This is a genomic window from Roseateles noduli (genome assembly GCF_050626985.1).
GTDB lineage: Bacteria > Pseudomonadota > Gammaproteobacteria > Burkholderiales > Burkholderiaceae_C > Roseateles > Roseateles noduli_A.
In genome coordinates this window covers 4,552,496-4,574,263 of the sequence record NZ_CP192463.1, presented here as the reverse complement: position 1 = coordinate 4,574,263, position 21,768 = coordinate 4,552,496, and the positions used below count along the sequence as shown (strand labels likewise).

The 21,768-nt window shown below is 70.1% G+C and carries 14 protein-coding genes; 4 read left to right on the top strand and 10 right to left on the bottom strand.

All coding sequences use genetic code 11. The features are described 5' to 3' along the window. Positions 1-3 precede the first annotated feature (3 nt). Entirely contained in the window at positions 4-2,382 is a 2,379-nt protein-coding gene (locus ACQ4L4_RS19840; RefSeq protein WP_431100606.1) for a sensor histidine kinase, read from the bottom strand. A gap of 19 nt (positions 2,383-2,401) precedes the next feature. Further along, positions 2,402-3,112 (bottom strand): response regulator, encoded by a 711-nt coding sequence (locus tag ACQ4L4_RS19835; protein ID WP_431100605.1) that lies wholly within the window; start codon positions 3,110-3,112, stop codon positions 2,402-2,404. A 166-nt stretch (positions 3,113-3,278) separates the two neighbouring features. Between ACQ4L4_RS19835 and ACQ4L4_RS19830 the strand changes: the two genes are divergently transcribed. Together ACQ4L4_RS19830 and ACQ4L4_RS19825 are read left to right on the top strand one after the other, a co-directional pair. Beyond that, the gene (locus ACQ4L4_RS19830) at positions 3,279-4,634 is read left to right on the top strand and encodes an SPFH domain-containing protein (RefSeq protein ID WP_431100604.1); all 1,356 of its coding nucleotides are present in this window, start codon (positions 3,279-3,281) and stop codon (positions 4,632-4,634) included. Further along, positions 4,631-6,421 carry a hypothetical protein gene (locus ACQ4L4_RS19825; protein WP_431100603.1) on the top strand — a complete coding sequence of 597 codons (1,791 nt, stop codon included), beginning with the start codon at positions 4,631-4,633 and terminating at the stop codon, positions 6,419-6,421. Before ACQ4L4_RS19830 ends, ACQ4L4_RS19825 begins: the two co-directional genes overlap by 4 nt. 15 nt (positions 6,422-6,436) lie before the next feature. On the opposite strand, the gene ACQ4L4_RS19820 is transcribed toward ACQ4L4_RS19825, so the two are convergent. From ACQ4L4_RS19820 to ACQ4L4_RS19795, 6 genes are all read right to left on the bottom strand, one after another. Next, positions 6,437-9,241 (bottom strand): endo-1,4-beta-xylanase, encoded by a 2,805-nt coding sequence (locus ACQ4L4_RS19820; RefSeq protein WP_431100602.1) that lies wholly within the window; start codon positions 9,239-9,241, stop codon positions 6,437-6,439. Positions 9,242-9,264: 23 nt separating this feature from the next. After that, positions 9,265-10,542, bottom strand: a complete 1,278-nt coding sequence (locus ACQ4L4_RS19815; RefSeq protein ID WP_431100601.1) for a TRAP transporter large permease subunit — start codon at positions 10,540-10,542, stop codon at positions 9,265-9,267. Beyond that, on the bottom strand, positions 10,539-11,177 hold the full coding sequence (locus ACQ4L4_RS19810) for a TRAP transporter small permease (RefSeq protein WP_431100600.1): 639 nt from the start codon (positions 11,175-11,177) through the stop codon (positions 10,539-10,541). Before ACQ4L4_RS19810 ends, ACQ4L4_RS19815 begins: the two co-directional genes overlap by 4 nt. A 100-nt stretch (positions 11,178-11,277) precedes the next feature. Further along, positions 11,278-12,492, bottom strand: a complete 1,215-nt coding sequence (locus ACQ4L4_RS19805; protein WP_431100599.1) for a fumarylacetoacetate hydrolase family protein — start codon at positions 12,490-12,492, stop codon at positions 11,278-11,280. A gap of 20 nt (positions 12,493-12,512) precedes the next feature. After that, entirely contained in the window at positions 12,513-14,294 is a 1,782-nt protein-coding gene (locus tag ACQ4L4_RS19800) for an IlvD/Edd family dehydratase (RefSeq protein ID WP_431100598.1), read from the bottom strand. Between the two features lie 71 nt (positions 14,295-14,365). After that, positions 14,366-15,385: a TRAP transporter substrate-binding protein gene (locus ACQ4L4_RS19795; protein ID WP_431100597.1), complete on the bottom strand. Its 1,020-nt coding sequence runs from the start codon at positions 15,383-15,385 to the stop codon at positions 14,366-14,368. A 181-nt stretch (positions 15,386-15,566) separates the two neighbouring features. Between ACQ4L4_RS19795 and ACQ4L4_RS19790 the strand changes: the two genes are divergently transcribed. Further along, the gene (locus ACQ4L4_RS19790) at positions 15,567-16,499 is read left to right on the top strand and encodes a LysR substrate-binding domain-containing protein (protein WP_431100596.1); all 933 of its coding nucleotides are present in this window, start codon (positions 15,567-15,569) and stop codon (positions 16,497-16,499) included. A 5-nt stretch (positions 16,500-16,504) separates the two neighbouring features. Here the strand turns inward: ACQ4L4_RS19790 and ACQ4L4_RS19785 are convergent, their stop codons facing one another. Then, positions 16,505-19,789 carry a PAS domain S-box protein gene (locus ACQ4L4_RS19785; protein ID WP_431100595.1) on the bottom strand — a complete coding sequence of 1,095 codons (3,285 nt, stop codon included), beginning with the start codon at positions 19,787-19,789 and terminating at the stop codon, positions 16,505-16,507. 196 nt (positions 19,790-19,985) lie between these two features. Further along, positions 19,986-20,816, bottom strand: coding sequence for an orotidine-5'-phosphate decarboxylase (pyrF, locus tag ACQ4L4_RS19780; protein WP_431100594.1), 831 nt, complete (start codon positions 20,814-20,816; stop codon positions 19,986-19,988). Between the two features lie 117 nt (positions 20,817-20,933). Here pyrF and ACQ4L4_RS19775 point away from each other — a divergent pair, with 117 nt between their 5' ends. After that, entirely contained in the window at positions 20,934-21,701 is a 768-nt protein-coding gene (locus ACQ4L4_RS19775) for a GNAT family N-acetyltransferase (protein WP_431100593.1), read from the top strand. The last annotated feature ends 67 nt before the right edge of the window (positions 21,702-21,768 follow it).

The window sequence follows — 21,768 nt, the reverse complement described above, 5'->3', positions numbered from 1 at the left end:
GGCTCAGGCCGCGGCGCGGCGCAGGCTCATCTCGAACACCACGCCTTCCGGCACATTGAATGCCCGGATGCTGCCATCCATCTTCGCCAGGTAGGTCTTCGCGACAAAGAGCCCCTGGCCGCGGCGTTCCCCGTTGACCTGCGGGGCGGTGTCGGAGACGCCGTATTCGAAGATCTGGTCGAGCATCGCCGTGTCGATGTGCGGCCCCTGGTTGCGGATGCGCAGCAGGACGAAGCCGGGCTCGCCCGCCTCCAGGGTGATGGCAATGGGCGTGCCTTCGGGCCGGTAGCGGTCGGCATTGCGCAGCACGTGGGTGACGGCGTCCTCCAGCGCGTAGGCCTCCGCGTGCACGGGCTGCGGCTCGGGCAACTCGGTGGCGAAGGTCACGTCGTCGATGCCGGCGTAGTGCGCGTTCGCGGCCACCTCGCGGCAGAAGGCGGCCAGGTCCAGCGCCTCCGTGTGCAGGTCGGCGGACGCCAGCGCCTCGCTCGGCGGCGCGCTGCCGTAGAGCACCTTCACCGCCTGCTGCATCCGCTGCACGTAGCGGTGGCTGGGATCGTCGCCCGCGCCGTGCAGCACCATCAGCGACTGCAGCGGCGACATGATCTCGTGACCGACCGCATGCCACATCTCGCGCTCGCGTTCGGCGCGCAGCTGCTCGCGGCGCAGGCCGTCCTTCACGCGGGTCAGCGCGTCGGCCAGGCTGCCGGCCAGGATGCCCAGCTCGTCGCGGCCGCGCAGGTCGGCCACGTCGAGTTCGCCGATGCGCTGGTCCGCCCGCGCGTCCTGCATGTTGTAGGAGACGGCGGCCGCGCGCTTCGTCAGCACCGCGATGCCGCGGATCAGCCCCAGCTCCACCATCAGCCACGCGAGCGCGACGGCCGCCAGCATCGCCGCCGCCAGCCAGGCCAGCGGGCGCGCCTCCAGCGCCAACTGGCGGTCGAGGCTGCGCAGGTCGCCGCGCAGGTCGAGCCGGTAACGGCCGCTCGGCGTCGCCACGTCGTCGGACGCGGTCAGCCAGCGGATCTCGGTGGCATCGGTGTCGGCGCCGACGCCCAGGACCTCGCCCTGTACCGGCAGGCGGCGCATCACGTGGATCAGCCACGGCAGCGCGCGCTCCGACAGCTCCGGGCCGCGGCGCTCGGCGATCGTCATCGCCTGCTTGCCCAGTCGCTCGATGCGCAGCGTCTCGCCCGGCTGCAACGATGCGCCGATCCGGTCCAGCGACAGCGCGAGCGACGCGCCCGGCCTGGCGCTGTCGAAGAGGATCGGAGCCGGAGCCGGAGCCGGAGCCGGAGCCGAAGCCGAAGCCGAAGCCGGAGCCGGAGCCGAAGCCGAAGCCGAAGCCGAAGCCGAAGCCGAAGCCGGAGCCGGAGCCGAAGCCGAAGTGGGAGTGGGAGTGGGAGTGGGAGTCTGTGTCGACGGGGCGGTCACGCCGGCGGGCATCGGCTCGGAGGCCGCAGCAGACAGCTCGGCGGGCACGATGGACTCCGTGGGCGCGATGGGTTCGGCAGGCCCGAGCAGCTCCACCCGCACCCGCATCTGGTCGAGGTCCGCCGGCGGCCAGACCGGCCGCGCGCGATGGCCCGCGTCGTCGAAGAGCGCGTCCTGGAACGCTTCCACCGGGAGCCGGATCGAATAGAAGGTGCGCCTGGCGCAGTCAGGACCGCTGCTGCCTTCGGCGCAAGGCCCCTCGCGCCAGAGCCAGCCGCGGAACTCGCGCACCGGGCGCGCCTTGCCGGGCAGCTGCGGTCCCGCGCCCAGGAAGCCGGTCAGCCGGCCGCGCTGCGTGCCGTCGGCCGCGGCGGTGCCTTCGAACGGCGCGATCCAGGTCTGCGTGCCGCCGCGCAGCTTCAGCGTCACGCGCGCGCGGTGCACGCCGCTCAGGTCCAGCGCGCCGTGCTCGCGGCCGGCGAGCGGGCCGCTCTCCAGGCTGCCGACCAGGTAGAGGAAACCGCCCGCGTAGGCGTTCGCGCCGACGGCGGCGCACAGGCTCGCGCCGTCGGGCCAGCGCAGGCCGCAGCCGGCCATCTCGACGGCGCGCTGCGCCTTGTTCTGGTCGTCGAAGTCGATCGCCGAGAACGGCAGCAGCACCGGTGCCTGGCCGTCGCGGTCGCCCACGCCCATCGTCGGATTCAGCAGCGCCAGCTGGCCGCTCGGATGGCGCAGCTGCAGCACGATCTCGGCCAGCGACTGCCGGAAGCCCTGCGCATACCGCTGGTAGGCGCGCTGCTTCTGATCGATCAGCACCGTCAGCACCAGGCCGACCGTCGCCAGCGCCAGCAGCAGGAAGGCCAAGTGCACGACCGCGCGGCGGCGGAACGCCGCCAGCCCCAATCGCGGCACGGCCAGCGCGGGCAGTTCGACCGGTCCGAGCTTCATGCGACGTCCATGCCGACCGTCATCGCGGGCCCGACCACCGGAACCCCCGCATCGGCACGTTCTCAATCGCGTCGAAAGTCGGATCGACTTCCTTCAGCGCCTCGCGCAGCGTCGACACGTGCTTGCGCACGTTGTCGCGCGTGCGGCCGCTCTTGACGACGTCGTAGAGCTCCTCGTACGACACCACCTGCGGCGCGCGCTGGTACAGCGTGGCGAGGATGCGCTGCGCCGTCAGCGGCAGGTTGATGCGCTGGCCCTTCCACAGCGGGCTGCGCTGCCAGAGCGGGTCCAGCTGCAGCGCCTCCGGCGCGGCCGGCACCGGCTCGGTGGCTTCGCGGGCGCGGGCGGCGCGCAGGATGTCGAGGAAGGTGTCGATGAACTCGGCCTCGTCGAAGCTGGTCTTCTGCAGGTAGTCCCAGGCGTCGAGCGCCTTCATGATCCCGCGGTAGATGGCGGCCGGCATCGCCGACACGACCAGCACCGGCGTGCCGGCGTTCAGCTTGTTGATCTCGTTGATCAGCGCGATGCCGGCGTTGCGCTCGCGGCCGAGCTCGATGTCGAGCACGACCATCTCGTAGCGCTCGCGCGCCAGCGCGGCCTCGGCGGCGTCGCGGTCGAACCATTGGTCCACCTGCAGCTCGGGCCGCGCGGCGCGGATCCAGCCGGTGAGCTGCTCGCTGGTGGGGCGGTCGTCCTCGATGACGGCGACCTTGTTCCTGGGGATGGCCATGGCGCCGGATTATCGACATCGCCGCGCCCGGCGGCGCGACCCGCCCGTGAAGGTTTCTTCCGGACCGTGAAGGGACCCGCCGACGCCCGCATTGAGGCTTCCGGGGCGTCTGCGGACCATGAGCGTCATCCCAACACCCGAATCAACGGGAACCCCGGAGGACCTCATGAACGACCGCCTGCAATCGATCCGCAACGCCGCCGCGCGGCTCAAGGCTCGGCTGCCCGGTTTCTCCCGCCGCCACCGCGGTGACGAGCTTGGCGACGAGTTCGGCGGCGAAGGCGCCGGCGCTGGTGCCGGTGCCAATGCCGGCGGCCTTGGCCTGCCGCTGAAGCGCGCCGGCGCCGGCCTGGTCCGCTGCCTGCCCTGGCTGGCCGGCCTCACCGCCGTGGCCGGCGCGGTGGCGCTGCTGGTGATGCATCCGCCGGTGCACGAGGTGCCGCGCGGCGCCGTCAGCCTGCGCACGAACATGCTGACCGGCGGCGTGACGGAGGCCCGCTCGGGCTCCATGCTCCAGCTGCCCGGGCTGCATGACGTCCGCGACCTGCCGGTGCGTGATCGCAGCTATCACCCGCAGCGTTTCGCCCGCGCCGACGGCGAGGCGCCGCTCCAGTCGCTCGAAGGGCTGTCGCTGGGCCTGGACCTCACGGTGCGCTGGACCGTCGACACGACGCGGCTGGCGCAGCTGGCGACCTCGCTGCCCGACGACATCGAAGGCGACGTGATCGCGCCGGCGCTGCAAGGCATCGTCTACCGCCAGATCGCGACGCACACGGTGCGCGAGATCTTCTCGACGCAGCGCGGTCCCATCCAGGCCGCGCTGGAGTCCGAGCTGCGCCGCAAGCTGGCGGTCGACGGCATCGTGCTGCGCGGCCTGGAGATCGGCAACGTCGACCTGCCGCAGGAGTACCGCGCCGGCCTGGAGAACCTGCTGTCGGAAGGACTGGCCAGCGAGAAGATGCGCTACACGCTGGAGCTCAAGGAGAAGCAGGTCAAGCAGACCGAGCTGGAGGCGGCGGCCGAGAAGGTCCGCCGCGAGACCGCCGCCGAAGCCTCGGCGCGCGAGCAGATCATCGCCGCCAAGGGCCAGGAGGAGGCGATGAAGCACGTGCTGCCGTTCAAGCAGCGCCAGGTCGAGCAGCGCCAGCTGGAAGCCGAGGCCGAGCGCGTCGCGCGGGTCCGCATGGCCGAGGGCAACGCGCAGGCGCGCGGCATCGAGGCCGAGGGCGAGGCCAAGGCGCGCGAGAAGCTGGCCGACGCCGAGGCCTATCGCCAGTCGCGCATCGGCAAGGTCGCGGTCGACCAGATGGCCGCCGAGGGCGCGCTGCTGAGCCGCCATCCGCTGCTGATCCAGAAGGCGATGGCCGACAAGCTGTCCGACAAGGTGCAGGTGATCATCGCGCCGCCGCCGTCGGACGGCGGGTTCATCGGCAAGACGCTGCTGGGGACGAAGCAGGACGGGCGTCCGGAAGGACGCCATGAAGGTCGCTCGGAAGGCGAAGGCGAGGGGACCTCGCAATGAACCGCCACCGTGCCTCCGCGTTCCTGGTCCCGTCCCTGATCCTGAGTCGAAAGGGTTCCGACATGTGCCGCCTGAAGCTCGTGATGGCCGCCGCGATTGCCGCTGTCGCCGTTCAACTGCTGTGCGTCCACTCGGCCGATGCCGCCACGCCGATCGCGACCGCGACCGCGACTGCTAGCGCGACCACGACCGCGACAGCGACTGGCGACGACGCCGCGCCGAAGCCGCCGATCAAGCGGGTCTCGGCGGACAACGCGGCACCGCGCACCGCGCTGGTGGTGCAGGACAACGTGGCGATGCGCGCGGCGGCGAAGGATTCGTCGCCGGCGCAGGCGCAGCTCTGGCGCGGCGAGGCGCTGGAGATCCGCGGCGAGCGCCCTGACCACTTCCAGGTCTACGACTACCACCGCGAGCGCGGCGGCTTCGTCCGCAAGGCGGCGCTGCTGCCGCTGAACGGCCCGGCCGCGCAGCCGGACGCGCTGCTGGCCGCGCTGCGCGTCGTGCGCCAGCAGCCGGGCGCGGAATCGCTCGGTCTGGGCCTGGCCGCCGCCTACGTGCAGGCGGCGAGCGCGGCGCAGATGAACGGCGTCGACGGCGCGGAGGCGCTCGATGCGATGGGCACGCTGGCCGAGCGGCTGGCCGATCGCGCCTCACGCACGCCAGCGCGGGCGGACGGCGTGGCGACGGCCGCGCCGTCGGCCGCGGAGACGCAGGTCGCCGCGCAGCTCGACGTCGCCGCGCGTTACGGCCTGCGCTTCCGCACGCTGGAGCGCGAGGCCGGCGCGATGCAGCTCTGCTACGACGGGGAGGCGTTCCGCCGCGTGCTGGCGATGCCGGCGTCGACGCCGGAGCAGAAGGCGCGCGCCGCGCTGGCGCTGACGCGCGCCGACTGCCTGGACCCGGTCGCGACGCCGCCGCAGCGCGAGCAGATGGACCAGTGGCGCGCGGACGTGCTCGACAAGGTGGATCTGCGGGATCCGGCGCTGGCGACGCATTGGCGCAACCGCGTGCTGATGCGGCAGTCGGGCGTGTGGAGCAGCCTGGCCTTCATCCGTGCGCGACGGGCCAGCGCCGCGGGCGCCGTGGGCACTGCTGCGGGCACCGCCGCGGCAGTGGCCTCGACCACGACCTTGCAGGTGGATGCTTCGTCGGCCGCATCGCGCCGGGCGCTCGAAGCCTTCGCCCGCGTCGTTCCCGCGGAGCTCTCCGACGACGACCAACCCACCTACAACGACGCCGCCATGCGCGGCAACGCGATGCGCTGGGCCGCGCTGCCGGCGGGTGCGCCGGAGCAGACGCTCGGCCCCGTGAAGTTGAGCGTGGCCGCCGGCCAGCCGGGCGAGACCTGCCTGACGCTGACGATGAACGGCGCGAAGGAAGGCAGCGCGCCGCTGCTGCGCCACTGCGCCTGGGGGCTGGTGATGACGGCATCGGCGCGCATCAACCGCGAGGGCACGGCGATCGCGATCGCCTCGGTGCCGGCGGACGGCTGGCGCGAGCTCTGGCTGCTGCGCCGCACGGCGCAGGGCTGGAAGGTGTCGGTGCTGCCGCCGGTGGCGGCACAGCCCGGCCTGGGCTACGCGGAATTCGCCGGCTGGGTGCCGGGCGGCAAGGAGCTGCTGGTCGCGCGTGAGTCCCGCGCCGAAGGCCGCTACAAGCGCAGCTACGAGCTGGTCGACCTCGACACGCTGGAGACGAAACGCCAGGCCGGCGACGTGACGATGCTGGGTGCGTTCCAGCGCTGGCAGGCGGCGGATTGGCGAGGGTCCAGTTTGAGCGCGAGGTGAGGGAATCTCAGCGCCTCAGTGGCACCTGATGCCTTCCGGAAGCATCCGCGCGAGGGCGGCGAGATCGCGGGCATCGACGACGCCGTTCTGATCCAGGTCCGCATGGCCGAGGAAGCCGGATTGGCCTGGACGCTTGCCGACGGACGCCGTCGCCGCCGCAAGATCCTCGCACGTCGAGTGCGGGCGCGGAGGGCCCGGCATGTCAGGTTCGATGTCGTAGGCGTAGAGCCTCACGCTCGTGCCCTCCCGGGGACTCCTCGCCTGCAAGGCGACGAACCCGCCTTCCGCCGCTTGCCGCTGGCTGATCGCGTTCCCCGCATCCCGGTTCGGCGTCACCCCGTCGACGACCTCCTTCAGCACGAAGTGCTGTTTCACGCCGTTCCTGTCGGTGTACAGGAAGAGCTTCATCTCCCCGGTCTTCGGGTCCACGGGCGTGCTGAACCACACCGCCTGATCCAGCGCCCTCTCGGCGATCTGCGAGCCCTCCTGGCCATTCGTCTGTCGCGTGATCAGCGAATGCTTGTCCGCAAGAACGCTGCCACTGGCGCCATTGCCTCGGAACATGACATGCGGGTAGACATTGGTGCCATGGATGAAGCTCTGCATCGTGTGACCTTCGCGAGTCGCGTACGGTCCCGCGGCAGGGCTCACCGCTTCCTCGAAGACGAACTTGTGGTTGTCCTGGGCCAGGGCCGGTTCACTCTCTGGCGCATTCGAATTGCGCAAAGGCACGAGCGTGCGGCCGCGGAGGATCACAGGCGTGCGCGAGAGCGACTCCGGCGATGCGCTCGTCGCGGGCTTGCTTCTGTTGGTCAGGGCCGCGGCCTGGGTCCGCCCGTTGAAGGCGGAATCCGCCGACACGACCATGTACGTCCGTCCCGGTTCGAGCCGGGTGACGAGTCGCCAGGCCTTTTCCGTCGCCGGATGCTTGTGCAGGCGCAGGCCGGACGGGCTGGCGATCGGGTCTCGTGAGGACAGGACCAAGGTGCTGCGTCCATGCTTGGGCACCGCCTTCATGTCCGTGACGCCCGACGCCCTGGCCATGCCATCGGCGCCATAGGTGGTCTGGTACTGCTTGAACCGGGTCACGCCGTCGCTGAAGCGGACGTCCGCAAAGGACAGCGGCGCTTCCAGCGTGTTGGCCGCGTCCATCCACCCCACGGTCATGTTGCCGAAGGACAGCACGAAGGTCGCCGTGTTCTCCACGCCCACGGCGCGGTAAGCCTCTGCCGGCGCGGGCCCGCGGGCGGTCACCGTCACATGGCAGGGGCTGCCGGGATTCACGGCGCAGTCGGTCGGGTTGAATTTGATCCTCTCGACTGCAAACCCCGGCGGCAGCGAGACGTTGCGCGCGCTGAAGGCGACGTGCCTCGTGCCGGCCGGCACGTGGATGTCGAGCATCGCCTGCGCGTTCCTGCCGCCCCAGGTCCTGGCCTTGAAGGTTTCTCCGCCATACCTGAAGGTCGCCGTGACACCGTGCGGCGGCAGGCCTGCGTCGATGAGGTACTGCTCCGGGTTGGTCGCGGCCCAGTAGGCCTCCTTCGGACGCCCGACGCCAGACCAGGGATACCCGTTGGTGTGATAGCCCGGGTCCGTCATTCCCCACCAGGTGACGCGGTGGACGCCGCCCTTGTATTCGGGGTGACGCCCCGCCGTGCCGCCAGCGTACTCCTTGAGCAGGCTGAACAGTTTGGCGTACTGGACGCCCTGCTCCATGAACAGGGCGTCCATCTCGGGTCCGTTCTGGATGCGCTCGCCCTTGTCCAGACCCAGCGTGGGTGCGAGATCCAGTTCGGTCAGATCGACGTTGACGCCCGTGTCGAGATAGGTCCTGAGGGTCCTTTCGAAGGCGTCCAGGTTGAGCCGCATGTCCCAGTGCCCCTGCGTGCCGATGACGTCGACCAGCGGCCTGGGTCTGCCCTTGGCATCCAGCAGGATCCGGCCCTTGCCCGCGGCCGACTCGGCCGCATAGCGTTCATTGAACTCCTTGACCATCGCGGCGATGGCGGAGGCCTTCGAGGCGCGCTCGTTGTCGTTGAAGTCGTTGTAGTTCAGCAGCGCCGTCGTGTTCTGGCGCGCGTAGTAGAAGGCGTCATACAGGTAGTCCCAGCTTTTCCCGCCCTTGGCATAAGCCTGGGCCCATCGCGACGGGCGCTCTTCGGGGTTGTAGCCCGTGCGCAAGGCGTTTCTCCAGTCGGCGGGGTTGTCGGGGCTGTCCTTGAACGCTTCGTTGACGACGTCCCAGGCGTAGACCTTGAAAGGTTGTTTGTCGAAATGCCCGGCCACGGTCCGGACGTAGTACTCGAGGTTGGCCTTCGCGGTGGGGTAGTCCCACGGCGTTTCCCAGCCGCCGGTCGAGGTCAGGACATTGGGCGCCGGCCATTGCCCCGATTGGTTGTGCCAGAGCAGCACGTGCCCGGTCACCTTGACGCCGCGCGCGTTGGCCGCGCCGATGTCGGCATTGATGCCCGAGGTCAGATTCGTGAGGAAGTTCGGCGCTGGATTGCTGCTCCCGCCATTCCAGAAGTCCGGCTTCATCGCGTTGCTGGGCGTCACCGCGTTGAAGTGCTTCACGGTCATGGCGGCGACCGAGTCCTCGCCCGGCACCACGTCGGCGCCGAAATTGGCGGCACTGAGGTTGGTGCTGCCGATCAGGAAGTGATGCCGGTAGACCTCCTTGAGCGCCGGCCATTCGGCAGGACTGGCTGGCCGATCGACGGCCCACGCGCCGTTCATGATCGCCAGTCCGGCCGGCCAGGCCATCAGCCAGCGTTTGATGGCGAGTCTGCCGGGCTTTGCCAGGTGCATGGCCAGGTGCATGTCTTGTCTCCTTGGTCTGGCGTTCAATAGAACCAGCGCAGCGGCGCCAGCACCGTCTGCGGGAAGAGAACCATGATGAACAGCACCGCGAACTGGGCCGCCATGAACGGCAGCACGCCGCGGGTGACCTCGTCCATCTTCATGCGGCCGACGCCGGCCACCACGTTGAGGATGGTGCCCACCGGCGGCGTGATCAGGCCGATGGAGTTGTTGATGATGAACAGCACGCCGAAGTAGATGGGGTCGATGCCGGCGGCCTTGATCAAGGGCATCAGCACCGGCGTCATGATGAGGATGGTGGGGGTCATGTCCATGGCCGTCCCCACCAGCATCACCAGCAGCATGATGGCCACGAGCAGCAGCGTCTGGTGGTCCAGCAGCGGGCGCAGCAGCTCCACCATCTGCGTGGGCAGGTTGGCCACCGTGATGAGCCATGCCGACACCATCGCCGCGGCCACCAGGAACATCACCACCGCCGTGGTGCGCGCCGCCGCCACGAACGCGCGCACCAGCGCCTGCAGCGACAGTTCCCGGTAGATCACGGTGGCCACGAACATCGCGTAGACCGCCGCGACGACCGCCGCCTCGGTGGGCGTGAAGACACCCATGCGCAGTCCCACCAGGATGAACACCGGCAGCAGCAGCGCCCACACCGATTCGCGCGCGGCGGTCCAGATCTCGGCGCGTGTCTTGCGGGGAGGCAGCGCCAGCTTCTCCTTGCGGCCCACCCACCACCAGGTCAGCGCCAGACCGATGCCGATCATGATGCCGGGCACGATGCCGGCGATGAACAGCTTGCTGATCGACACGTTGGCGGCGACGCCGAAGATGACGAAGCCGATGCTGGGCGGGATGATGGGGCCGATGACACCGGCCGCCGCGATCAGCCCGCCCGAGACCTCCCGTTTGTGCCCGGCCTTGACCATCATCGGCAGCAGCAGGGCCGTCAGCGCCGCGGCGTCGGCCACGGCGGAGCCCGACAACGCCGACAGCAGGCAGGCCGCCACGATCACCACGTAGCCCAGTCCGCCCTTGACGTGGCCGACCAGCGCCAGCGCGAAGTTGACGATGCGCTGCGACAGCCCGCCGACGTTCATGATCTCGCCGGCCAGCATGAAGAAGGGCACCGCCAGCAGCGGGAAGCTGTCGGCCCCGTTGATGAAGTTCTGCGCCAGGATCTGCGCGTCGAAGAGGTCCAGGTGCCACATCAGCGCCACGCCGCTGGCCAGCAGCGCATACGCGATGGGAATGCCGAGCGCCATGGCGCCCACGAGGCTGCCGAGGAAGATGAAGACCGTCATGACCGCGCGTCCCGGGAGGTGCCGTTCGAAGCGTCGGCGTTGGCGTTGGCGTCCGGGCGTGCGTGCGTGGGGTCCCGCCGCGCGTCGGCGCGCGCGAGCTCGGCCTGCAGGCTCTCGAGCTCGGCCTGCTCTTCCGACTCCTTGACCATCACGAGCTCACTTTCTCGGAGATGGCCGCTGAGCAGGCGCACCAGCTGCAACAGCAGCAGGAGGCCGGCACACACCGAGAAGACCACGCCGGATCCGTAGAAGAGCGCCATGGACGCGCCGGTCACCGGCGCCTCCACGTCCAGGTTGATGCGCGCCTGCTGCCAGCTGCCGTCCAGGAACAGCCAGGTCACGTACAGCATCAGCAGGTGGCCCAGCAGCATGCAGGCCTTCTTGCCGGCCAGCGGCAGGCGCGACACCAGCATGTCGGTGCCCAGGTGGCCGCCCTCCTTCAACGCGGCCACCGCCCCCATGAAACACAGCCAGACGAACAGCCAGCGCGACACTTCCTCGCTGACGGCGATGCCGGAGTTGAACGCGTAGCGCAACACGACATTGCCGAACACCAGCACGACCATCACCGCGAGCGCGCCGGCGATCAGCAGGTCGATGGCCCGACAGAACCTGTCGATGGCGACGTCGATCATGGCCTCACCTCCATGCACAGCCCGGCCGTCATGACAGCCCTGACAGCAGCCCTGACGGCAGCCCTCACCAGGGCCCTGACTTCGGCCCTCGGAGCGGACCTCACAGAGCAGCTCCCTGCAGCAGCCCGCGCTCGGCCAGGTTGCCGATGAGGGCTCGCAGGCCGAAGCGCCACGGCGGCGCGGCCTCGCTGTGCGTCACCCGGTTCTGCAGAGCCCCCAGCCAGTGGCTGTGGATGGTGACCACGTCGCCCAGCTTGTGGGTGAAACCGCCGCCCGGCTCGTCGCGATCCTCGATGGGCGCGAACAGCGTGCCCAGGAACAGCATGAAGCCGTCGGGGTACTGGTGGCAGGCCATCGTCTGCGCCACCAGCTCGACGGGGTCGCGGCTGATGCTGGCCATGGTGTTGACGCCGCTCAGCGTGTAGCCGTCCTCGCCGCGGACCTGCAGGTGCACGGTCTCGCGGCGGACCTGATCCAGGCCGAAGCCGTCGTCGAACAGCCGGATGAAGGGGCCGATGGCGCAGGAGGCGTTGTTGTCCTTGGCCTTGCCCAGCAGCAAGGCGCTGCGCCCTTCGATGTCGCGCAGGTTGACGTCGTTGCCCAGCGCGGCGCCGACGATGGCGCCGCGGCTGTTGACGGCCAGCACCACCTCCGGCTCCGGGTTGTTCCAGGCGGAGTCGGACCGGATGCCGATGGCCTGGCCATGCCCGACCGCGGCCAGCACCGGCGACTTGGTGAAGACCTCGGCGTCGGGCCCGATGCCGACCTCCAGGTACTGCGACCAGAGCTTCTTCTGCTGCAGCAGGGCCTTGAGCGCCAGCGCCTCGGGCGAGCCGGGGCGGATGTCTGAGAGGTCGCCGCCGATCAGCGCCGTGACCTGGCTGCGCAGCGCCTGGGCGCGACTGGCGTCGCCGCCGGCCTGCTCCTCGATCACGCGCTCGATCATGCTCGCGGCGAAGGTCACCCCGGCGGCCTTGACGACCTGCAGGTCGCAGGGCGCGAGCAACCAGGGCAAGGCGTCGTCGCGGCCCTCGGCCTTGCTGTTGTCCAGCAGCGCCTCGATGCTGCACAGGAATTCGCCGGACACCGCGCGGACGGCCTTTGCCGGCTGTTCGGTGTCCAGCAGCGTGCTCATGGTGGCGAATTGCTGGGTGACGTCGAACACGCCCTCGGCGCGCAGCGCCACCACGGCCGGGCCGGCGCTCGATCCTGCGCGCCACACACGCGCGACGAGCGTGCCGGCCAGGCCGTCCTGCGGCAGGACGGGGTGGAGGCCATCGGTGCGCACCGGCAGGGCCGTCGTTGTTGCAGTCATTGAGCGTTCCTCGTGCGGTGTCAGTGGTTGTGGCGCGGCGTGCGCTCGGCGATGCGGCGGTACTTGAGGGCCATCTCCAGCGTGGCGCCATCGGCCAGCTGGCCGGTGTGGCTGCGGTAGAGCTCCTCCCACGGCGACTGGCTGGCCGGCACGGGCGGCGGCGCCACCTCGCGCAGGCGGCGCGCGATCTCGTCCTCGGACACCAGCGCGTCGCAACGGCCGGCGTTGAGGTCGACGCGAATCACGTCGCCGGTCTGCAGCCAGCTCAAGCCTCCGCCCACCGCGCTCTCGGGCGAGACGTTGAGGATGGAGGGGCTGTCGGCCGTGCCGGACTGGCGACCGTCGCCCAGCGTGGGCAGGGTCTGGATGCCGCGCCGGATCAGCGCGTCGGGCGGCTGCATGTTCACCACCTCGGCCGAGCCCGGCCAGCCGATGGGACCGGCGCCGCGCATCACCAGGATGCAGCCCTCGTCGATCTCCAGCGCCGGATCGTTGATGCGCGCGTGGTAGTCGTCGGCGCCGTCGAACACCACGGCGCGGGCCTCGAACACGCCCTCGTGGCCGGGCCGGCTGAGGTAACGCTCGCGAAAGCGCTGCGAGATCACCGAGGTCTTCAGGATGCCGAAGTCGAACAGGTTGCCGCTCAGCACCAGGAAGCCCGCCTTGGGCATCAGCGGCGCGTCGAACGGCCGGATCACCTCACGATCGCTGCTCTCGCGGCCCTGGATGTTCTCGCCCACGGTCCGGCCGGTGACGCTGGCGCACTCGCCATTCAGGCGGCCGGCCTTTGCGAGCTCCCACATCAGCGCCGGCACGCCGCCAGCGCGGAAGAAGCGTTCGCCCAGGAACTTGCCGGCAGGCTGCATGTTCAGCAGCAGCGGCAGCTCGTAGGCGTGGTCGGTCCAGTCCTGGGGGCGCAGGTCCACGCCGGCGTGGCGGGCCATCGCCATGATGTGGACCTGCGCATTGCTGGAGCCGCCCGCGCAGCTCACCACCGCCAGCGCGTTGAGGAAACTCTCGCGGCTGAGGATGCGCGACGGACGCAGGTCCTCGAAGGCCATGCCGACGATGCGGCGGCCGGTGTCGTAGGCCATCTGGCCGCGCTCGCGGTACGGCGCGGGAATGGCGGCGCAGTCGGGTAGCGACAGGCCCAGCGCCTCCGCCACGGCGTTCATCGTCGACGCCGTGCCCATGGTGTTGCAGTGCCCGGCCGACGGTGCGCTGGCGCACGCGCGCTGCAGGAACTCCTCTTCGTCGATCTCGCCAGCGGCCAGTTGACGGCGGCTGCGCCAGATCACCGTGCCCGAGCCCACCAGTTCGCCGCCATGCCAGCCGTCGAGCATGGGCCCGCCGGACAGCACGATGGCCGGGATGTCCACGGTGGAGGCGGCCATGATGCCGGCCGGCGTGGTCTTGTCGCAGCCGGTCGTGAGCACCACGGCGTCGATGGGGTAGCCGTACAGGATCTCGACCAGGCCCAGGTAGGCCAGGTTGCGGTCCAGCGCCGCGGTGGGGCGGCGGCAGTTCTCGAAGATCGGATGCACCGGGAATTCCATCGGAATACCGCCGGCGTCACGGATCCCGTCGCGAACGCGTCGGGCGAGGTCCAGGTGGATGCGATTGCACGGGGACAGGTCGGAGCCCGTTTGCGCGATGCCGATGATGGGGCGGCCCGAACGCAGTTCCTCGGGCGTCAAGCCGTAGTTCATGAAACGCTCCAGGTAGAGCGCCGTCATGTCGGAGCGTTGGGGATCGGCAAACCATTCGCGCGAGCGAAAGCGCCGACCGGCTGGGTTGTCCATGGCCATCGTCTTGAAAGAAGAGAACGGGGGAAAGGGGGAAAGCGGCGCCGCCGCCTTCCACTGCTGGCGAACTACTTCCTGGCCGTCGCGGCGCCGCGCACCTTGGCCAGCTCGCCATTGAGTTCGGCGGTGGTGTCTTCGCCGAACTCCTTGCTGAACTTGGTCAGCACCGTCTGGAGTTTGCCGCGCATCCTGGCCTGCTCGGCCGGCGGCAGTTCCGTGATCTGCATCCCGGCCTTCTTCAGCTCGGCCAGAGCCGTCTCGGAGAACGCCCGGATGGTCTTGCGTTCGTGCAGGGTGGCTTCGCGCGCCGCCTCCTGGACGATCTTCTGCTCCTCGGCGGACAGCGCGTCCCAGGTCTTCTTGGACATCAGCAGCACCCAGGCGCTGTACATGTGCCTAGACAGCACCAGGTGCTTCTGCACTTCGTAGAACTTGCTGGCCAGGATGGTCGCCGGCGGGTTCTCCTGCCCGTCCACCGCGGTCTGCTCCATCGCCGAGTAGAGCTCGGTGAAGGGCATGGGAGTCGCGTTGGCGCCCAGGGCGTTGAAGGTGTCCAGGAACAGCGGGCTCTGGATGACGCGCAGCTTCAGGCCGCTCAGGTCATCGGCGCGCTGCACCGGGCGGCGCGAGTTGGTGACGTGGCGGAAGCCGTTCTCCCAGAAGCCCAGCCCGATCAGCCCCTTCTCCGGCAACCTGGCCAGCAGCTTCTGCCCGAACGGACCGTCCAGGACGGCGTCGGCTTCCTTCTCGTTGTTGAAGGTCAAGGGCAGGTTCAGCACGCCGAATGGCTTGACCAGCGACACCAGCGTGGAGCTGTCGGGGATGGTCATCTCCAGCGTGCCGCCGCGCAGCGCCGAGGTCATGCTGACGTCGTTGCCCAGCGCGCCGCTGGTGTAGACCCGCGCCGTCAGCTTGCCGCCGCTCCTGGCCGCCAACTGGTCGGCGAAAAACTTCAGCGCCTGTGCCTGTGGGTGGTCTTCGCTGAGCCCGGTGCCGATCTTGAACACGTGTTCCTTGATCTGCGCCGCAGCGGGGCTGGCCAATGCGACGAGCAGCGCCGCAGCCCAGCCGAGTGATCTGATTTGCATGATGTCTCCGCAGTGGTTGTGCGCGCGCCGCGGCGGCCCCGCCGCGACGCACCGGCTCTCTGTGAGGCCGTTGTTTGTGAGGTGCAGGCTACGTGAGCCCCCCCCTGACGGTCCACTGACTTTTTTGCTAGCATCGATTCCAAATGCTGATGAGTTCACACAGGACTTCGGATCACCCCTGATGCTGGCGCAAGTCTCCCGTTTGCGTTTCCGGCACCTGCAGTTCCTGGACATCCTGGGCAAGACGCGCAATCTGCGCCTGGCCGCCGAGCAGATGCACATGACGCAGCCGGCGGCCACCAAGGTGTTGATGGACATCGAGGAAATGCTGGAGGCGCGTTTGTTCGATCGCCTGCCACGCGGCATGCGACCCAATGAGCTGGGACTCTTCACCTTGCGCTACGCGCATTCGGCGCTCGACGGCCACCGCAAGTTCATCGACGAGTTCAGCACGCTCAAGCAGGGCGGGCACGGTCATCTGACGATCGGCGCCATCTCCGGTTCGGCGGCGCACCTGCTGATTGCCGCGGTGGCCGAGCTTCAGCGCTTGCGCCCGCTGCTGGTGGTGAAGGTGCTGGAGCAGAGCAGTGACCAGCTGATCGTGTGGCTGGCCGAGCGCAAGATCGACGTGATGATCGGCCGGTTCACCGAAGACTCGCAACGCGACCAGTTCCAGTACGAACGGCTGTCCGGCGAGAGCCTGCATATCACCGCGGGCCTGCACCATCCGCTGCGTGGCGCCCAGCCCCCCGGTGTTCGGGAACTGTCGCGGTGGCCGTGGATCCTCTATCCGACGTCCACCGCGCTGCGCAAGGTCTCGGATGGCATCTTCAGCGACGCCGGCTTGTCGCTCACCTCGGGGATCGTGGAGACGCCGTCGTTCCTCTTCGCCCTGGAGCTGTTGCAGAGCACGAACATGCTGTCGCTGCAGCCCGCCGGCCTGGTGGACAAGTATGTGCGGCGCGGCTTGCTCACGCGCATCGCGTCCGAGCTCCCCAACCGCATGCCCGACTTCGGCCTGATCACGCTCCAGGGCGAGCCTCCCGGCACGGCCGTGCTGGCGTTCATGGACGTGATCCGCAGCATTGCAGACCAGGCCCCCGAAACGGCCTAGGCAACTCAGTCTGCCGTGAGCTTCACCAGCACCTGCCGCAGCCGTTGCGCGTCGATCGGCTTGGTGAGGAACTCGTTCATCCCGGCGGCCAGCGCCTCGTCGCGTTCCTGGACCAAAGCCGCCGCGGTCAGCGCAATGATCGGCAGCTGCGTCCCGTCGTAGCGCTGGCGCAGCTGTCGCGTGGCCTCGTGGCCGCTCATGACCGGCATCTGCACGTCCATCAGCACCGCGTCGAAGGGCTTGCCCATGCTGGCCGCGGCCGTCACCGCCTCCACCGCCTGGCTGCCGTCGCTGGCCTGCGAGACCTCCGCGCCCCACTGCTCGAGCATGGCCACGGCGATCATCATGTTCACCGGGTTGTCCTCGACCATCAGGATGCGGCGTCCCGCGAGTTCCGCGTCCTCGGCCGGCGCGTGGCGTTGCGCGCTCACCGGCGCCGGCGCCGCGGGCAGCGGCAGCTCGGCCCAGAAGGTCGCGCCCGCGCCCGGCTGGCTGTCCACGCCCACGTCGCCGCCCATCAAGGTCGCCAGCTCGCGGCAGATCGACAGCCCCAGGCCCGTGCCGCCGTAGCGGCGCGTGGTCGATTCGTCGGCCTGCGTGAAGGGCTGGAACAGCCGCTCGTGCATGGCCTCGGCGATGCCGGGGCCGGTGTCGCTGACCTCGACGCGCAGGCGGCGCTCGTCCAGCCGGCGCACCCGCACCGCCACGCGGCCCTGCTCGGTGAACTTCAGCGCGTTGCTCAGGTAGTTGCTCAGGATCTGCCGCGTGCGCACCGGATCGCCGATCACCCAGGCGGGCACCGCGTCGTCGACGTCGATGCTGAAGCCCAGCCCGCGCGCCTGCGCCAGCGTCAGGTAGCCCATGCGCATCGTCGCCAGCATGTCGCGCAGCGCGAAGGGCACGGTCTCCAGCGTCAGCCGGCCGGCCTCGATCTTGGACAGGTCCAGGATGTCCGACATCAGGCCCGACAGGCTCTCCGCGCTGTCCACCATCTGGTCCAGGTAGTGGCTGCGCGTGTCGCCGTTCAGGTCCGGCTGCTGCAGCAGCCGCGCCAGGCCGACGAGGCCGTTCAGCGGCGTGCGGATCTCGTGGCTGATGTTGGCCAGGAACGCGCTCTTGGCGCGGTTGGCCGCCTGCGCCTCGTCCTTGGCCTGCGCCAGCGCGGCTTCGACGCGCCGGCGCTCGGTCACGTCTTCCATGATCCAGATCGTGCCGCCGCGGCTCGGGTGGTTCGGATCGACGGCCCGCGCCAGGATCCGGCACAGGAAGCGGCCGCCGTCGCGGCGCCGCATCAGGCGTTCGACCTCGACCTGCTCGCCCGCCGCCAGGCGCGGACCGAGCTCGTGGCCGACGGCCTCGTAGTCCTCCGGGCTGGGCCACACCACGTTGCCGGCCTGGCCGATCAACTCGCCCGCGGGCCAGCCGAACATCTCCTCCACCAGCCGGTTGGCCTGCACGAAACGCTGGTCGCGCGTCAGCGCGATGCCGATCGACGCGTTCTCCAGGATCGCCGCGTGGACCAGCCGCGTGCGCTCGGTGTCGCTGACGTCGCGCGAATTGACGACCAGGTAGGACATCCCGTCCATCACGAACGGCGCCGCCGACAGCAGCATCGGGATCGGCTGCCCGCGCCGGTTGACGAAGCTCGCCGGCAGGTCGCTGACGCGGCCGTGCAGGCGCAGCGCCTCGACCAGCCGGTCGCGGTCGGCGATGTCCTGCCAGATGCCGAGCTCTTCCGAGCTGCGGCCCAGCACTTCGTCGGCCGTGTAGCCGCTGACCAGCTCGAAGGTCTTGTTGACCATCACGTAGCGGCCGCTGACGGTCTCGGTCAGCGTGACGATGTCGGGGCTGGTCGCGAACAGGTGCGACAGCAGCGCCTCCGATCGGCGCAGCGCATCCTGCGCGCGCGAGGTCTCGGTCTGGTCGATGAAGAAGGACAGCGTCGCGGGACCGGTGGCCGCGTCCACGCGCACGCTGGTGGCTTGCACCAGGCGCCGGCGGCGCGACAGGGTCCGCAGCCGGAACTCCGTCATCGGCAGCATCGCGCCGACGGGCAGCGACTCGATCTTGGCGGCGCGCTGGCGGGCGCGTTCCTCGTCGCCGGGCTCGTAGTGCGAGAACAGGTCCTGGCCGATCATCGAGGAGCGCTGCGTGTACCCGAACATCGCCATCGCCGCCGGGTTGGCGTCCATCACGCGGCCCCAGCGGTGCAGCACCAGCGGCGACGGCGAGCGGCGGAACAGCTCGCGGTAGCGCGTCTCCGTGGCCACCATGGCCTGCTCGGTCTGGACCTCGTCGGTGACGTCGCGGCCCACGCCCCAGTAGCCGCGGAAGTTGCCCTTGGCATCGAAGCGCGGTTCGCCGCTGATCGACACGTAGTGCAGCGAGCCGTCCTCGGCCGTGCGGCGCATCACCAGGCCGCGGAACGGGCGGTGGGATTCGAGGTCGGCACGGTGCGCGTCGAGTTCCTCGTCGGAGAGCCCCAGGTGCTCGATCTCCCACGGCGCGCGGCCGAGCCGCTCCGCCATCGACAGGCCCGAGGCGCCCGGGTTGTGTTCGGTCAGATGCGTGAAGCGGAACTGGCGATCCATCTCCCAGTACCAGTCCGCCGCCATGTTGAGCAGATGTCGGAAGCGTGCATGCCGGTCGTTGACCTCCTGCATCGCGCGCCGGATCAGCTTGGCCGTGCCCAGGCCGACGACCAGCCCCGAGGTCAGCAGCAGCAGTTGCGTCAGCAGCCGGGCGGTGAGTCCGATCGGCGCCCCGGCGACCGGGATCCAGCCGCCGAGCTCCGCCGAGGCCAGTCCGCCCAGCGCGGCCAGTCCCAGCCCGAACAGCGACAGGCCCGCGCCCAGTCCGATCATGCCGGTGCCCAGCGCGACCATCAGGCCCATGATCCCGAGGCTCGCGGCATTGAGCCCGAGCTGGCGCGACACCGCCAGCGACAGCGCCGTCGCCATCGCCAGGCACATCAGCGCGACCGTCGCCGCGGGACCGTGATGGGAAGGGAGCCGCCACAGCATCGCCAGACCGGCGACGGTGGTCACGAGGGCGAGCGCCGGCGGCAGCAGGCCGCCGAAGGGTTCCGACGCGCCGGCGCTGGCCAGCAGCAGCAGGCCGGCCATGCCAGACAGCAGCACGCACGCGGCCATGAACAGCCGCGCGGCGCGCCATTGCAGCTTCGCGGGCAGGCTGTCGCCGCGCGACAGTTCGTGCCCGACCAGACTGCTCAGATCGTCCTGGGAATCCTTGCTCACTCGTCCCCGCCCCAACTCGTTGTAGGTGGACATGCCCTTTCCCTCCTTGGAAAGGTTCCGGGGCGAGCGGCATGCCGGATTGGCGCGTCGGCCCGGAATTGCAACGTCCGGTAACGGAGTCTCGGCGAGCGGGGGGTGTTCTGGAGAGGCGAGGAATCCCGAAAGCTGCCCAGTCCGGTGCGCGTTCGGGGTTTCTGCCAATTAATTGGCGGGCGTTGCCGCCGGGGAATCAGGCGGCGGCGGTGGGGCGCAGGGCGTCGCGTGTCGCCAGCGCGACACGGCGCGCGGCGGCGGCGAAGTCCTCGCCGGCGGAGGCGTACAACACCGCGCGGGAGGAATTCACGATCACCGTGCCCGCGTCCTTGCGCCAGCCGGCCGCGACCGTGGCCGCGGCGTCGCCGCCCTGGGCGCCGACGCCCGGGATCAGCAGCGGCAGCGTCGGGGCGAGCTCGCGCACGCGTTCGATCTCCTTCGGGTAGGTCGCGCCGACCACCAGGCCCAGCTGGCCGTTGACGTTCCAGTCGCCCTGGGCCAGCGCGGCCAGGTGTTCGAACAGGCGCGGCTGGCCCGGCACGTCGGCCAGGCGCTGCATCTGCCAGTCGTCGCCGCCCGGGTTGGACGTGCGGCAGAGCAGGAAGGCGCCCTTGTCGGCGTAGCGCAGGTAGGGCTCGACGCTGTCGCGACCCATGAACGGCGACAGCGTCACCGCGTCGGCCTGGTAGCGCTCGAAGGCCTCGCGGGCGTACTGCTCGGCGGTGGCGCCGATGTCGCCGCGCTTGGCGTCCAGGATCACCGGCACGTGCGGCGCGTGGCGCTTGATGTGGGCCATCAGCTGCTCGAGCTGGTCCTCGGCGCGGTGCGCGGCGAAGTAGGCGATCTGCGGCTTGTACGAGCTCACCACGTCCTTGGTGGCGTCGACGATGGCGGCGCAGAAGTCGTAGATCCGGCCGGCGTCGCCTTTCCAGTGGGTCGGGAACTTCGCGGGATCGGGATCCAGCCCGACGCACAGCAGGGAGTCGTTCAGGCGCTCGGCGGCCTGGAGCTTCGACATGAATTTCATGTGGGGTATTGTCCCGCTTTTGTGGGGGACGGCGTCCACGGGGACGTCGGCAATGGCGCTGATGATGGCGTCGATGAGGACCCTGGTGATGACGCTCACGGGCGCTGGGAGGCGTGGATGGACGTGTTGAGAACGGCGCGCTTGCGCCTGCGGTGGTTCCGGCAATCGGATGCGGCCTTCGTCCGCGGGCTGCTCAACGAGCCGGCCTGGATCGAGCACATCTACGACGCGCAGGTCCGCACCGACGAGCAGGCCGCGGCCTGGATCCGGGAGCGGCTGGAGGCGCGCTACTGGCTGCTGGGCTTCGGCTTCTGGGCCGTCGAACGGCTGGAGGACGGCGAGCTGCTCGGCCTGGCCGGCGTGATCCAGCGCGAGGGGCTGCCGCATCCGGACATCGGCTACGGCTTTCCAGCGCGCTTCTGGGGCCAGGGCTACGCGCGGGAGGCGGCGGCGGCCACCTTCGACTACTGCCGCCAGGTGCTGGGGATGCGGCACCTGCTGGGCACGACGGCGCCGGAGAACGAGCCGTCCGGGCGCGTGCTGCTCGCGATCGGCATGACCGACGAGGGCCTGCAGCAGACCGAGGCGCACGAAGGCCTGTCGCGGGTCTATGCCTGGCATGACCCCGAGGGGCGGGACGACGCCGGGGAGATCGCGGCGTTGCGCGCCCGCTGGCACGCCGCGCTGCGCGGCCCGGCGCGGGCGGCGCTGATGGCGTGCGTGACGCCGGAGACCGTCGATCGCGTGATGGCCAGCCGCACCGACCTGTCGCCGCAGGCGCTGGACCACCTCGCGCAGCGCTGGGCGCCGATGGCGGACGACCCGACGCTGCGGGCCGTGCGCACCCCCGCGGGCTGGCGGCTGGACATTCCGGCCGACCGTTGACGTCCCCTGTCGGGCCCGGCGGGCGCCGGCCATCACGGCGCCGTCGGGCGTTGGCGGAAACACGCGC